This window comes from Pseudomonas sp. O230, from assembly GCF_045447035.1.
Classification (GTDB): domain Bacteria; phylum Pseudomonadota; class Gammaproteobacteria; order Pseudomonadales; family Pseudomonadaceae; genus Aquipseudomonas.
The window spans coordinates 218,112-231,837 of record NZ_JBJGXN010000006.1 but is presented as its reverse complement, the minus strand read 5'-3'; the positions used below and the strand labels follow the sequence as shown (position 1 = coordinate 231,837).

The window sequence follows — 13,726 nt, the reverse complement described above, 5'->3', positions numbered from 1 at the left end:
ACGAGAGGCACACGGCACACGGCACATGGTCGAGAAAACAGAAGCATTGACGCCTGCATCAGACCTAATCCTTCTCCACATTCAACTTGAACGCATCGAACCTCCAGTCTGGAGACGCGTTGTGGTGCAAGAGACCATCACCCTCGACAAACTGCACCAGATCATCCAGGCAGCTATGGGCTGGGACGACAACCATCTCCACGAGTTTGAAATTGTAGGGGAAAAATATGGCCAGCCTGATCCAGACGGATGGGAAGACTCGATCAAACCTGAGATCGGAGTTTCACTACTTGCAGCGCTGCAAGGCAAGAAAGTCTTCGACTACCTGTACGACTTCGGGGACAACTGGGAGCACACTGTCCAAGCCGAGAGCGGCATCCCAGCAATGGCACTATCCCAACTCGCCTATTGCCACGATGCTGCAAACGCTTGCCCTCCGGAAGACGTAGGCGGAGAGGGCGGCTACAGCGATTTCCTCGAAGCCAGCCATGGCAGATCCTGAGCACCCGGAACATGATGAAATGGTGAACTGGCACGGTGCAGTGTTCGATCTCACCACCGTTGACTGCGAATTGGTGAATCAGCGCCTAAAGCGAGTCAGGCTGTAGGTGACCACAACCGCCGCACAAATCTTTGATTGGGATCGGGAGTGCCATTTTCATAAATAGGCCAGACAGGTTGCTTAGCGATGGTTATTACGAGATTAGCGTGCAGCACTCGCCGCGACTCCTTCGAAATCCGTTGGATGCTCTGTATTCAATGTCGAGCAAACAGCGTCAGCCTCCGCTCGAGCTTTGTACACGCCATGTTTGCTAGCTGGGCCTCCCTGTACGAGATCTACCACTCGATATCGCTTACTGCGGTCGTCCATGCTGGTGGTTTCAATCACCTTGAATCTCGGTTTCATGGTGCGTTCCCTGCTGAAGGTAGATGACCTACCAATACCGGCAGCACGTTACGATTTCAACATTCGGGTAACACTAAGCTGAGACAAGTTATTGCAGCACGGCAGCCCAGATGTACCACCCCTATGCTTGAATCGCCGCCAGAGCTCACTGCAATGGTGCATTTGAAGTTTGTACCGGGCCCCTGAACGGTATGTCCATATCCAAGACGAGGTAGATGGATGCAGTTAGTCGCCGAGCTTCAATCTAATGAAGTTCAGACAAGCCTGTAAAACCCTATTCCAGCGCCATTACCTCGCTGATGTATATAGGCCGATTAGGCGTCCATCGATTGACCCTGAACTGATGATCCCTATGCCGGCCGTGGGCTATTGCTATGGCATTCGCGTTGAGCGACGGTTGTGCGAGGAGGCCCATCTGAACCTGGCGTATGCGGTGAAAGCTGAGGTGTTTCATTTCAGACGCGGCCACTCGCATCAATCAATAACCTTGAAGATGCTCGCTCAACATTCGAACAAACTCCACAGCCCCAGCAAGCTCGCCATAGCCACCGCGTGCGCCTAGCGCAATTGTGCCCTGGGTTAGATTGCTATGCACTGCGTGCCTTCTGATCTATAGCCAAGGCTTTCTGTGCGTCACTGTCAGGACGAATCGAGGCTGCCGGAGCACCTATTCGGCGAAGCTGAATTCAGTTTGCGGAGACGTGTCCGTCGAGCGCTTGCTCGTGTGTTGAGAAACACGGCTTATCATTATCTGTACATCGCTGGGCGGGATTTGCAACGCGTTGAGCACACCCGCCTGAGCTAAATCTGCTATCTCTTCCTGTGCGCGCCGCAGCAAAGTGGTCACGGACTCCCCCGATTCAGCACTAAGCGTAATGGCTATCAGGGTCAGAGGGTTCACATTCAATGGCACGCTCAGCGTGGTGAGCATCTCCAGCGTAGGGCTGGAGTAGCCTCGCTCCAGTTTTGAGACATATGTCCGGCTACTGACTTCCGCGAGATTTCTCTGGGTAAGCCCGCGATTGGCACGCATCGCTTTCAGCACAGCGGCGAATGCAATTTTGAGTGACATAGGATCTTCCTGAAGTGAGCCAGTCGTTCCAGTGCGAATAAGCCGGAAAGCCCTTTTACATCGACTTGATCGAAACCACTTCCACGTATCGATATTTCTTCTTGGCAGCTTTAACAGCTTCCTGCTCCGCCAGGAGAGTGCTCAGCGTGTCCGCCTCGTGGATCATCTCGTATGTTTCGCCTTCAAAATCGTTGCCGACGCGCAGGGTTACTTTCAAGCGAGGCGTGAATGTCTTCGCTACTTTCTTTTTTAGCGTCGGTATTACCGGTTGAGCTGGCGCGATCTCCGGCGCAGGAGCTTGTGCTGGAGTGGCAATAATTTCTTCTGCTGACGCGGGGATGCCGAAGAGCGCTTGGCGCATCTCTTCTTCAGTCAGTTCTGGGTTCATTCGATTTCCGGTGGGTGATGTGGAGCTGGTCTCATTCTACCCGTAGAGCAGTCCTTCGGGAGAATGGAAACCTTCGGCGTCACCCATCAAACCGCTGAGACCTGAGCGCAGCAGGAATACAGGGCGCTTCGTCAGGCTGCTCCAGCAAGCAGCGCGCGCAGGTGTGAGGGTGGAAGCCCGTAGGGCCCAGACAGTAGCGGGCACCGCTATGGCTGGGTTTACGACAGGCGTCCCCGGCGGGGCACACCCAGAACGACAAGGAATTCCTCGCCGCCTCCATCTTTCGACAATTAGGTCGCAGGCAACCGTCGTACTAGAGGGTTCCAGGATCAGTCGTCCAAATGCTCTGCCAGATAGTTAACCAGAGCGAGCGGACTTCCACTTTCGATCACCTTGTAGATCAAATCTCGCTTACTGCGCGGTAGCTTTTTCACCACACTTTTCGCCGACGCTTTGATAGCTTCGTCTGTTCCATGGATACGTGCCGCAAGGAGCAGTATGAGCGTGGCATCAGTCAAATTCATAAGCTGGCCCTATCAAACGTAAAGCGCAGTATATCCGCGCGCTCTTGCTAAATGCGTCGGAATGATTTCTGTGATCGTCATCCGCGTCTGTTTCTCTGAGAAAACCGACCACCTTTTCGGATTTCGTGGCGTCCTTGAACTCCCATCGTAGATAGCCTGCAGGGGAGTTGACGTCATAAATCTTCTGATTTTTTTGCGCATTTGATCCTTCAAGCATTCGAGTCAATCCAGCCTCAGACCTTCCTGGGCTGGATTGTGACGCATCCTGCGCTAGGTTAGTGCCAACGACTACGTTCAATGGAGAGATCACATGTGTAACTTACGTGAAGAAGACTGGATTTAACTCATCTGAGTTGTAGCAAAAAGTGGGCTCCCTGCGAGCTGAGAGCAACGCTTGCCTCACCCGCTAGAAAGCGCAGTCAGAAACCAGGTTCGCTGCGCCATGCCACTTCTTTCATGCGAGCAATAGGCAAGCGGAGCGCGCAGGCCGATCTGGCCGAAGGCGGGAGGATGGAAGCCCGGAGGGCCGAGACATCGCGGGTACCCGCGAGGGCTTGGTTTACGACAGCCGTCCCCGCACAGGGGCCCGCATTGATTCTAAGTGCAGTTTCTTGAAATGCTTCATAGCATTCCGAATCTCTCCTGTAACAGGAGCAATAGGTAAAGACCCGAAGGCCTGGTCAGTACAGAACTGGTCTATGAACCTCACATTCCCATCTGGGCTGACCTGGTAATCAATAAACCAACGCCCATCCCGCAGAGCAAGATCGTAGCCAGAACAATTCGCCAGCGGCTCTTGCGTATCAAGTCTGCGGAATTCGCGCATTAGTTCAGGGGTGCCGGCTGCCTCCCCATGCCTAATAAACCATGCCACGGCGCGAATGAATTGCCCATGGCTAAAAACAAACACCTGCGCAGTGTTGAGACTTGCAAGTCGATCAAGCATGTTCTGCGCACGGCCAAGCAATTGGGCAAACGACTCTGCACCAAGGCCGTCAACAGCCGTTTTATCCGAAGTATGCCAATAGGCTTCGGCAATCGGCTTTCGCTCTGCTTGAGTGGTAGCCTCAAACCTACCTGGGTTCAGGTAAGTGAACTCTTCCACTGCCCACGTTTCCACCGGTGCGTCAGGGAAGCGCAACGCGGTAGGCTGAGCGGTGTGGAGGGCACGCTCAAATGGGGAGGAGATGACGAGATCGGGAGGCCACCTGATGCTGTCAGCAAGTATTCGCGCTTGTTGTTTCCCGAGCTCGGTAAGCGGTATCGAGTGAGGACTTATAGTCGCCATGCCGGCGTTCGCCGCACTTTCCGCATGCCTAATCAACCGCACTCTCATCATGCCTCTCCGCTGCCGATCAAATGTCGTTGTCCCAGCTGTCCATGGCTTCACTCACGGTGCCGAATCACTGCAGTTCTGTTCCTCGTAAAGCGTCCGCCACCTGCCCGCGCGTACCTTCACGCCGTGTATCACCTCGAGTGAGGTAAGCTCTCCACCCTGTTTGAAGATCCAGTCCCTGACCAACCGCTCAAATTCGGCGGCTGTGATTTCGAGATTGGGGTTCGCCACCGGGAGAACATTTGTCGTCCTTAAACTGAGAGATTGCCCGTCCAGCTTTAGCTAGCGGGGCGGGTTCTAGTGGCGAGAGAATCCTAGCCCGCCCCGATAGCTGCGTCGGAATCAGATTCGAATGCCGCTTCCACAGATTGAATTTCAGTATTTGATATCCCGAGCGTGCTCTCGACCTTGTTGTTTTGTTTGCCGCTTGTCCTGCCGGCATTGGGGATTGTTCTTCTGATCGGCTGCACGACAATCTTGCTTGGTCTGGCGCGCATCTTGGCGCGTTTCCTGTCGAACATCTCGTGCGGCACGACGCTGCTGTCCTTGTTCAGTAGCCCAAGATGTTTCAGTCGAGGCCATCAGACACATCATTGCTATTAATGCCGAACGCCGAAGAATTGGCATCACGTAATCTCCTTTGACCCTGGCACCAAGATTATTAAGTACAGCAGACTTTTCTTCTCTTGTGGGCGCCGGCGATCGAATTTGGCTTACCATTGTTTACTTGCAGTTACCTGCTTTACGGTATCCCTGCGCCTGAGCTTCAGTTTCAGAGTTGAATGACACTTGGTTTTTTGCAGACACTTGCTTGTAGCCTGGACAGCCTTCCGGGAGGTGATACAGATGACTGTTCCGGTTACCGATGATCACACCTGTCGCGGCTGCGCTAGCCAGTGTTGGTTGTGCTGCTGCTTGCGATGTTTTCACAGGAAAAGGGCTAACTAAACCGTCACCAATCGTCTTATACCCTTGTGTCCAGCTACGATCACCGGTCACGAACGGATTGGAGTGCCCCATGATTGCCGTGATGCGCCTATCGCGCTCTTTCTCCCAAGCCGTCACTGGGTGCTGCTTGTCCCACGCCATCAGTAGTTGTTGCTGCTGACGAGACATGCTCAAGCTGTATCTGTCAAACATGTAAAAGGTTGTCCTGGCGACTAAACCTTTCACCTCATCACGCGGTTCTGCAGCACGCTGATTGAAATCAACTTTGGTCTTGCACTGTCCGTACTGGGGCGCTACCCCGGAGGCCATGCCGTAATTAAAGTTGCTTCGGTCTCCGTTCACCTCACCTACAGATGGGTAGAGGTTGAACAGATCAGCTTCCATGGCCGCAAACACTGGATCATCGTTCTCGCAGTGCTCGCGACCGCCGTTCTGCCAACACTGACGTTGGTGACCAAATGTCCAGGCTGGAACGATGTGCTCCCACTCAGTCCGTTCAGCACGGCTCTGTTGCTTCCTGGTTTGATAGCCACAGGACTCGGGATCGATTCGGCCACCCGACTTTCCTACCCATGTCCACTTGCAGCCGCAATAAAGCTCGCCCATGGCGCTGTTAGCCTGGTCGAGATAAATCTTCTGCTTGGCAATGACCTTGGCTTCGGAAAAGGTTGAGGGAGGACTTGAGAAGGCGGGGGTGATAACGCAGATAGTCAACGTTAGAACGGACAGCAATTTTTTCATGGGAGAGCAATTTCAGATTTCGGTCGCGCAGTATACCCATGCTCCTTTTCTTGGCCGATGTAAAAGAGCCAAGCTAACGTCGATCGCTCGATGACGAGTAAAAGGCTAGGCTCATGCTCGTCCAGCGATGATTGCTAGCTGCTTAGCGTGAAGCACTCGCCGCGACTCAGTCGAACTCCTTTGGATGCTCTGCGTTCAAGGTCGAGCAAACAGCGTCAGCCTCCGCTCGGTCTTTGTACACGCCATGCTTGCTCGCAGGGCCTCCTTGTACGAGGTCTACCACTCGATATCGCTTACTGCGGTCGTCCATGCAGGTGGTTTCAATCACCTTGAATCTCGGTTTCATGACGCGTTCCCTGCTAAAGGTAGGTGACCTACCAATACTGGCAGCACATTACGATTTCAACAATGAGGCAGGATTTTGCTGCGACAATTTATGACAAAGCTAGGGCTGCGCAGTTGACGCCGAGCATGGCTATTACCCGCTAGGGATGGCGAAGGGAGCAAGCCTTAGCGTCTGCATTTGCCCGCTTCTTCGGCAGGTGACGCCGCATGAATGAAAATCTCAACGTGTGCCATTTGTCACCCAGCATCTGGCTGCTCACCAGCTTCGAGCGGTTCCCACACCGGTCGTCCCGGAGTACCAAAATGTTGTGTCTTTGCGACGCAGTACGATGCCCAAGAGAGCAGACACAATTGGTCGTGAATTTTGTATCGTTGCGTTCCTTGACTACTGGGTTACATAGACAAAACTGAGAAAGAATTTTCCCTCTCGGACAAACATCATGATTTCAGCTCTTGAGCTCCGACATATCATTGAGAGCGGCTTACTACCTCGCACTTGTACCTGCACCGTGAACGCAAAAGGGTCGCTTTTGATCAAGATGGTTGAGCCTTCCTCGGGCCGTGTCGAACTGTTTGCTCCTGGCGTGCTGGCAAGGGATCTTACGTCCAGTCGGGCGATTTCAAGTTTGCTTGGCGAACTCAGAGTTGAAATGGCAGCGCGCAAATCGATTTGTGCGTGAGCACGACGGCCACGCCGGGACGCGGAGCATCAGAGTTAACAGTCCAACCACTACTTACTTCTCATAGATTCAGCTGGCAGCAGGCCCAAAGCGCGGTAACTAGCGGCTGGTATGCCTGCAAAGACTCGAGGTCTTAGGCTTTGCACCGTCAAACGGCGGGGCAGTCCAGACATCCCCCCTTAAACTATTTGTGCCATAACCCGCTTTACATCGATTTGACCGAAACCACTTCCACATACCTATATTTCCTCCTCGCGGCTTTAACAGCTTCTTGCTCTGCCAGTAGGGTGCTTAGAGTATCCGCCTCGTGGATCATCTCTGATGTTTTGCCTTCAAACTCGTTGCCGACGCGAAGGGTCACTTTCAAGCGGGGCGTGAATGTCTTCGCTGCCTTCTTTTTCTGTGGGGGTATTCCCGGTTGAGCTGGCTCGATTTCCGGCGAAGGAGCTTTTACCGGAGTGAAGACAATTTGTTCTACTGGCGCGGGGCTGCCGAAGAGCGCTCGGCGCATCTCTTCCTCAGTCAATTCTGGGTTCATGTGATTTCTCGTGGGGGATGTGGTGCTGGCGAGATTTTACAAGCTGACCAACCAGTTTGGTTCGTGGGTCAACCTAAGAATTAGCGCATCCGTTGTTCACCTGCCGGCGGGGTCTAGTGTCGGGCGACTCAACTCATGTGACCGTAAAAATTTCCTCGCTGGTTCCCTATTCCTATACGACCAATCCGCCAAAAATAGCCTTACCCGAGGGCATCCGTCATGCGGGGCGAATCAGCTATTTGAGGAAACACCATGAGCACCAAGAGCGATGATGACAACCGTGCAAATCAACTTAACGAGAACAACGACGCATATTGGCAATCACGTGGTGAGGACGAGCGACCAGATGATTGGCAAGATCGTTCCGATGAGGATCTCTAAAATGTCGAAGCCATACAAGGCACCTCAGGACGCTCAATCGGATCAGAAGAACCGTAACCCTAATACCTCTGGTACGAACCTCCTCTGGGATAAGGCACAAGGTAACCGTGGTAAGCAACTAAACCCGAACCAGAGTGGCCGTAAGGGGCACTGAATTGAGTTCGTTGAAGATCGAGGCTGTATACGCGGCCTCGATATCATTACGAGCTCATGGGCTTGCCTAGAGCCTTGCGAGCAAAACGGTACTCCTCTCTGTAAGCATCCATGATTCCAACAATATGGCCTGCGTCGAGGCCAAGGGTGATCAGCGCATGGAGGATTTCGGAAAGTGTCTCTCCCACGCGAAGAATCACAGCTTGCATCCACGTGTCATATTCATGACCCTCATATGGCTCATTGCTCAGAAACGCCTGCTCGATGGTTACCGCTTGGGCCAGGCTACGAAAGGTTTCAAACCGAGGACGTCCCTTCTTACGCTGCTCCCAGTTTCGCAATAACCTGATGCGCGAGCTTGGCTCAGCGTCGTCCCCTGAACTGTGTCGAGCCCATAGTTTGCCGAGGAAAGTGATTGCCCTCTGCTTTTGCTGCCAGCCTGCTCTTTTTGCCAACTGTTCAAGTGCCCGAGTTGTAGGATTGCTCCACTCACCAGAAACCGAGTCGAAGGCAGGCAGCAGGCTTTCCAGTGGGGTGATGTCCTGCATACCATCTCGCTCAATCATCTCCCAGATGTCTACAACCATGTCAGCAACGACCCACGCGATTACGCGCAGTAGCACTGCGAACCTATCAGCAACGACAGCATGCTGAATTACCGCATCTGAGAGCGATACCTCTTCATCCCGCATTCTATCTAAGCGGGCGTCCAGAATAGTGCGTACGGTTGAACAGCCGAAACGCTCGACTACGGGTGCCTTCGCATAGGCGTGGAGCCGTAATGCCAAGTTTTTATCAGAGCGCATTTCAACGACGTTAAGCGCCTTCGCCTTCTGCAAAAAACTAATCCAGAAATCTCGAGATACTTGATTGATAAAGAGTTGGCTGCTGAACAGTGAGTGCCAGCCGTTTCCCGTCAGCCAGACAAAGTCCTCTTTTCCTTGCTCAATGAGATTTTCGAGAAAAGCTTGGTGCGGTACCTCCCTTAACAGGCGCAGGAGAGTCCCTCGAGTTGGAATCTTGGCGGGTGTCGCAAGCAATTTCGCAACTGTCTTATCGACCGGCAAAAAAGGCTTGAGCTGACGAGCCGCAACGAATATCTCTCTCAAGGAGGTATGGAGCAAGGTCATGACAGTTTCTATGGGCATCAGCAATGCGTTGCTATTGATCCCACGAACGCATTTCTGCTCGTTATCCAAAGCCTGGATATAGTCACAAAGAGTTTCGACTGAAGCGCTGATTGATGGGCTTTCCATAGCACAGGCTCATTTGCTGGAGCGGTTGGTTTACTGTTGTTCTACCGCATTATGGCCCGCCCCTGATATCGCGTCCCGACGAATGCCTCGAGATGCCGGAAGCAATCCTCTAGTGATCACCTAGTGGCAGCACGAATGTTCGAGGCTATCTAGAGAATGCCATCCGCCGATCGCTATTTTCGGGCCCTCGCGGCCCGGCTCATCGTCGAGTTGGTTACATGCTCAGAGCCTAGCGAGCACTCGCTCAAGCTGTTCTCTCCCCCAGGCGCTCAATAGCTTGACAGGATCAGCTCCGCCGCGATGCCAGAGTGCAAGTGTACCGACTCGGCTGCGGATTCCACGGCCATTAGGCGACCTGCAGTTCTCGCAGTAGTCCAAGGTGTCACAGTCATTGAAGAGCGTGAGGTGCCAGCCGTCGATCTCAACAGTCATGAGACCGTTGTAAATCTCATTCCAAGTCTGCTGAGAGGCCCGATGCATGGTGCGTGTGCCCAGCGCGACGTCCTTCAGTACCTGGTAGACCTCGCGGGCGGTGAGAGGGGAAGTTGTGTTCAAATCATTCTGCGCTTGAGTCATTGCTCGCCAACGCTAAGTTGCGGTGTGGAGTGGCGTCAATGAAGAGGTCGCTCCTTTGGGCCAAAAGAGGCCGGGCCTGGAAGATCGATCATTGCAGGCCCATAGTCTGCTTTCTGAACGCGCCAAGGTTCGCCACCCAGTTACGCGAGATCATGTGAAGCTTATTGGCAAGGTCACGGCAGCACTCTGGTGTGAAGAATGGCGGCAAATCATCTTGGGCACGGACATACTCAAGAATGTTGCCGTGGCACAGGGTGTGCCGAACCCTGACGAGTTCAACGTTCTGGCGGGTAGGGAGATTGGCTTCGAAATCTTGCTCACCTGGAAATGCTAAGGCGTCGATTGACATGCCATTGGCCCTAGCTTGGCGCAGCAGTGAGTTACTGAGCAGTGAGATATCGTCAACGTTGTCGATTCGGGCAGGGATCTTCACTTGAGCCATCGTATTGCGAAGCGAGCCCTCGATACCGGTCAGAAATCCAGTACAGGCTGGCAGGTAAAGTTCCTGCTTCAGGGCGTCATACGCCTGGATGAAAAGCCAATGACTTTCTGCGCCCAAAGATTGCTGAAGCCAGTAGCTGCGTTCGTCGAAGTCCGCTCGCTGATTTCGCAGAAAGTCCTCAAGCTGTTGCTCGTCACCTGAAAGCTCATGGTGGTCGTTCACAATGGTTACCTTATTTCTGCAGACTAAGAGGGCGGGGCCTTGGCCCCGCAAAAGAGCTAGAAATCTACACCATGCCCTCGTGACAGGACGTCATAGAGTGTTCGCCTTGGCAATCCATTGCATTACCTCGTCGACGCCTGCACGATTAGCCTGCGCACGCAGGGTCTTGCCAATCTTAAATGGCGCGTCCGTTCTACAGCGTTCTGCAAACCGGACGAAATTTTTATCGGCAGATATGATGATGTCCGCATCAACCAGGTGTGTCGCCAGTCGAGTGTCGCCAGGCGTGCCGGTAGTGACCTTGTGCCATGCTTGAAGAAACTCAAACGACCCACGCAGCCATTGCCGCGGAACCGCTGCTGGGTCTAATTCATGAAACCATAGCCGATTCATCGATTCCGGCGATGAAAGCATGGCGGGCACGTCGATTTCGCTGTCGAGCCATTCTCTGACAGCACTCTCGTACACCTGCAGTTCGGACTTGAACATGTGCAGACTGGGCACCCGCCAGTAGTGCACGGGCTTGCCAGTCCAGCCTAGCGTGCCGGCTTCTGGGATGTGTCCGACATACTGTAGATGTGTCTCACCGCCAGGCTTGATTTTCTGCATACGCTCCCTGATGGCGAATGACTGCTCGACAGCCAGGCGCTCCTCTTGCTCCCGTCGAACGCTTTCATTCGTTGGTGGAGTTTCTACTCCCCGGCGCGCACGATCCCAATAGCCACCGGTACGTCGTACCCAGTCGTACCTGACCCGGTTGAACTCCCTCATGTTCGGCTCAGCTATGACCATTCTGGCCGTAGCTTGATTATCTCTGCCTTGAGCTCAGCGCATTCGCTGAACACCTCAGGCATCAGTCGCTTCCAGTCCTTTTTTGTCAATAGCTGGATTACCTTTCGCCGGGCTTCCGGCACCGGCAGCTGCTGTACCTCATCAACCACAGCAGGGGAAACGACAATCTCAACCCCTGCTGCCCTGGCGTGGGTGGCAAGCTCGTCGCCAGCATCCTCATTCGCGATGTAGCTCCAGATGTTTGTATCCAAAAAAAATCGCATCAACGCTGTCTCAATCCTGAAAAGTAGTAGTAAGCGTACTACGCTCTAAGGGACGGCAAATGTTGGATCACCCTAGGTCAAACATCCACTGGAATCCTTCGACTGCGTCTACCTTTCCGAAAGCAGGTTTGCGTGGACTATGCGTCTGCAACCCGTCGTCGGCTGACCCGGAAGGTGCGAGCGCTGTGGTAGGCGAGAGGCCTCAGTTTTGTGTCGGCTTATTATATGGGTATATAAAAACGACCATTATGACAATATTGAATCAACATAATCAAGAGAAGCTAAGTAGTTGTGTGTTACTGGAGTGTAGTAAAATACATGATTGTCTCGAGTTACCGCGACCAAAAGATTATCTGCAGTGAATTTTAATCCGGTCAGTTCTGTTTCGCGTCCCCCACCAACATCGATGCACTGAAAATTATCCCAGTTTCTTGTGTCAATCAAATATATGAGGCCTTCAGTGCTCCCAATAGCGAGTACAGGTAAATTATTAGTAAATGAGCTGTACATAAGGTCATTCGATTGTAGGTCTTCTGATATGTCAGAAATTATATCGTCGTCTAGGACTTTTGGGGAAAACAAAAACTGTCGAATCATCTCATCTTCACCGACTCGGTTTAATATAGAAGATCTGCGAGAGGAAGGCTTTCTGACGGTTTTCCCAAGGTTAATTGCAAGCCCTGTGATTAGGGTGTTTCTATAAGATAGATACACATCGCCCGATGATAGCGTGAGAAGAACTAAATTGTTGTGGAATTTAGAGATGGAATATATATAGCCTCTGATTTGAAGTTCGACAACTACGTACTCAACATTGGGTTTTTCTAATTTTATGATGGTCAGGCAATTGCCGCTGCCGCCTAGCCAAATTTCCTTGTCTGTGACAAACTCTGCGCAATAAAATGTATGTTTTAAGTTTTTCTTTGAAGAAATGCAAGATGCACTACCGTTGTTTAGTTGAAAAACACTGAAAGATCGGTCGCCAAATACTACGACGTATTGACCGTCACTACTGATAGTCAGGCCGGTTAGCTTAGTTCGCCCAAGATCAAAACCAACTTTCAAGCTGGAAACTATCAGATGATTTTTATTGCTAAGAAAAACTATAATTCCATTATTGCTCATGGCAGCTGCCTTGACACCACCTGCAAGGCTGCCAAAGCTGCTATGTCCGGCAGCATTTAACTTAAATATAGTTGAGTTATTTCCCAACAGCAGCAGTGCACCTTGGTCACGCCCTCCACATAGTGCAAAATCACTTCCTCCTGCTGGAGAAACAAAGCTATGTATGAATGTAAAGTTTGGCAAATCTGAGATCTTAACCTTTGCTTCTAGACTCGAGTAGAACCAGGGGCGCTGCCCTAATTTTGACCCGCTTATAACCCTATGCCCGACCTCTTTGAATAGCTCTTCCGCTGTTAAATTATGGCTGGGCATTAGTTCTGCAAGAACCTCTGTGTAAAGACTGTTTTTGTTGTTGCCATCCGATGCTTTCATTCCGTAACTGGTAGAGTAGGCTACTAATAGATCTCGCTGTGTAGCCTCAGTAGAAGCTCTTTGCTCATGAATGCTCTCAATGAATGGTCGTACATCGAAATTGTTTAGGTCTACTGAATTTCGACAAGCATCAAGCACAACTATGCGCGTCGCATTATAAGGCTGAGTTTTTTGAAGCAGCTCTTCTACCGAGTAACCAAAATACTGGATTGCGCCCGGTGACGATGTGTCAATATCAATGGGGAAGATATATCCATAGCCCAAATGCTCAATGGCATGACCGGCGAAAAAGAAAAACAATAAATCCCCTTTATTTATCTTTTGATCCAGTGATGACACTGCGTCGCAGATTTGTGACCGAGTAGCATCGATGATCAGTTGCGAATCGAACCCACGCGCTTCTAAAATAGAGTGAATAGTTTGAGCGTCGTTTGCCGCATTATTAAGAGGGTCAACGGCATATTTATTATTTCCAATCACCAGCCCATAACGTTTCATAAGAAATCTCGTGCTTCACAGGTGTTGTTTTTGGCTTTTATGACCTTAACGGCACATTGCGTTGGCGCTCGCCGACAAAAGTAATCGTCCCCTTCATAGATAACCCAGGGCAAATTTCCTACCCCGGAATCCAACGCGGCTCACAAGTCGAACTTGGTAGTGAGCAA

At 51.9% G+C, this 13,726-nt stretch carries 14 protein-coding genes and 2 pseudogenes; 4 read left to right on the top strand and 12 right to left on the bottom strand.

The annotated features are described in order from the left end of the window. Positions 1-25: 25 nt before the first annotated feature. A pseudogene (locus ACI77H_RS14660) lies at positions 26-608 on the top strand (plasmid pRiA4b ORF-3 family protein). 582 nt (positions 609-1,190) lie between these two features. Then, positions 1,191-1,337: pseudogene (locus ACI77H_RS14655) on the top strand (transposase); the annotation flags it as partial. A 237-nt stretch (positions 1,338-1,574) separates the two neighbouring features. Here the strand turns inward: ACI77H_RS14655 and ACI77H_RS14650 are convergent. From ACI77H_RS14650 to ACI77H_RS14625, 6 genes are all read right to left on the bottom strand, one after another. Then, the gene (locus ACI77H_RS14650) at positions 1,575-1,979 is read right to left on the bottom strand and encodes a helix-turn-helix domain-containing protein (protein ID WP_407012514.1); all 405 of its coding nucleotides are present in this window, start codon (positions 1,977-1,979) and stop codon (positions 1,575-1,577) included. Between the two features lie 55 nt (positions 1,980-2,034). After that, positions 2,035-2,367: a hypothetical protein gene (locus ACI77H_RS14645; RefSeq protein WP_407012513.1), complete on the bottom strand. Its 333-nt coding sequence runs from the start codon at positions 2,365-2,367 to the stop codon at positions 2,035-2,037. A 329-nt stretch (positions 2,368-2,696) separates the two neighbouring features. Next, positions 2,697-2,891, bottom strand: coding sequence for a hypothetical protein (locus ACI77H_RS14640; RefSeq protein WP_407012512.1), 195 nt, complete (start codon positions 2,889-2,891; stop codon positions 2,697-2,699). Between the two features lie 559 nt (positions 2,892-3,450). Beyond that, positions 3,451-4,227 (bottom strand): histidine phosphatase family protein, encoded by a 777-nt coding sequence (locus ACI77H_RS14635; RefSeq protein WP_407012511.1) that lies wholly within the window; start codon positions 4,225-4,227, stop codon positions 3,451-3,453. 314 nt (positions 4,228-4,541) lie between these two features. Beyond that, entirely contained in the window at positions 4,542-4,760 is a 219-nt protein-coding gene (locus ACI77H_RS14630) for a hypothetical protein (RefSeq protein ID WP_407012510.1), read from the bottom strand. A gap of 190 nt (positions 4,761-4,950) precedes the next feature. Continuing rightward, positions 4,951-5,916 (bottom strand): endonuclease, encoded by a 966-nt coding sequence (locus ACI77H_RS14625; RefSeq protein WP_407012509.1) that lies wholly within the window; start codon positions 5,914-5,916, stop codon positions 4,951-4,953. A gap of 785 nt (positions 5,917-6,701) precedes the next feature. Between ACI77H_RS14625 and ACI77H_RS14620 the strand changes: the two genes are divergently transcribed. Next, a complete protein-coding gene (locus ACI77H_RS14620) occupies positions 6,702-6,941 on the top strand; it encodes a DUF1652 domain-containing protein (protein ID WP_407012508.1) in 240 nt (79 codons plus the stop codon). Between the two features lie 205 nt (positions 6,942-7,146). On the opposite strand, the gene ACI77H_RS14615 is transcribed toward ACI77H_RS14620, so the two are convergent. Then, positions 7,147-7,479 carry a hypothetical protein gene (locus ACI77H_RS14615; RefSeq protein ID WP_407012507.1) on the bottom strand — a complete coding sequence of 111 codons (333 nt, stop codon included), beginning with the start codon at positions 7,477-7,479 and terminating at the stop codon, positions 7,147-7,149. 252 nt (positions 7,480-7,731) lie between these two features. On the opposite strand from ACI77H_RS14615, the gene ACI77H_RS14610 reads away from it, so the two are divergent. Beyond that, entirely contained in the window at positions 7,732-7,860 is a 129-nt protein-coding gene (locus ACI77H_RS14610; RefSeq protein ID WP_407012506.1) for a hypothetical protein, read from the top strand. A 200-nt stretch (positions 7,861-8,060) separates the two neighbouring features. Here ACI77H_RS14610 and ACI77H_RS14605 read toward each other — a convergent pair whose 3' ends face one another. From ACI77H_RS14605 to ACI77H_RS14585, 5 genes are all read right to left on the bottom strand, one after another. After that, positions 8,061-9,269, bottom strand: coding sequence for a hypothetical protein (locus tag ACI77H_RS14605; protein WP_407012505.1), 1,209 nt, complete (start codon positions 9,267-9,269; stop codon positions 8,061-8,063). Positions 9,270-9,933: 664 nt separating this feature from the next. After that, entirely contained in the window at positions 9,934-10,509 is a 576-nt protein-coding gene (locus ACI77H_RS14600; protein ID WP_019579118.1) for a hypothetical protein, read from the bottom strand. Positions 10,510-10,599: 90 nt separating this feature from the next. Then, positions 10,600-11,280, bottom strand: a complete 681-nt coding sequence (locus tag ACI77H_RS14595; RefSeq protein ID WP_407012504.1) for a hypothetical protein — start codon at positions 11,278-11,280, stop codon at positions 10,600-10,602. Between the two features lie 11 nt (positions 11,281-11,291). Beyond that, on the bottom strand, positions 11,292-11,564 hold the full coding sequence (locus ACI77H_RS14590; protein ID WP_407012503.1) for a hypothetical protein: 273 nt from the start codon (positions 11,562-11,564) through the stop codon (positions 11,292-11,294). A 246-nt stretch (positions 11,565-11,810) separates the two neighbouring features. Continuing rightward, positions 11,811-13,559 carry a caspase domain-containing protein gene (locus tag ACI77H_RS14585; protein WP_407012502.1) on the bottom strand — a complete coding sequence of 583 codons (1,749 nt, stop codon included), beginning with the start codon at positions 13,557-13,559 and terminating at the stop codon, positions 11,811-11,813. Positions 13,560-13,726 lie beyond the last annotated feature (167 nt).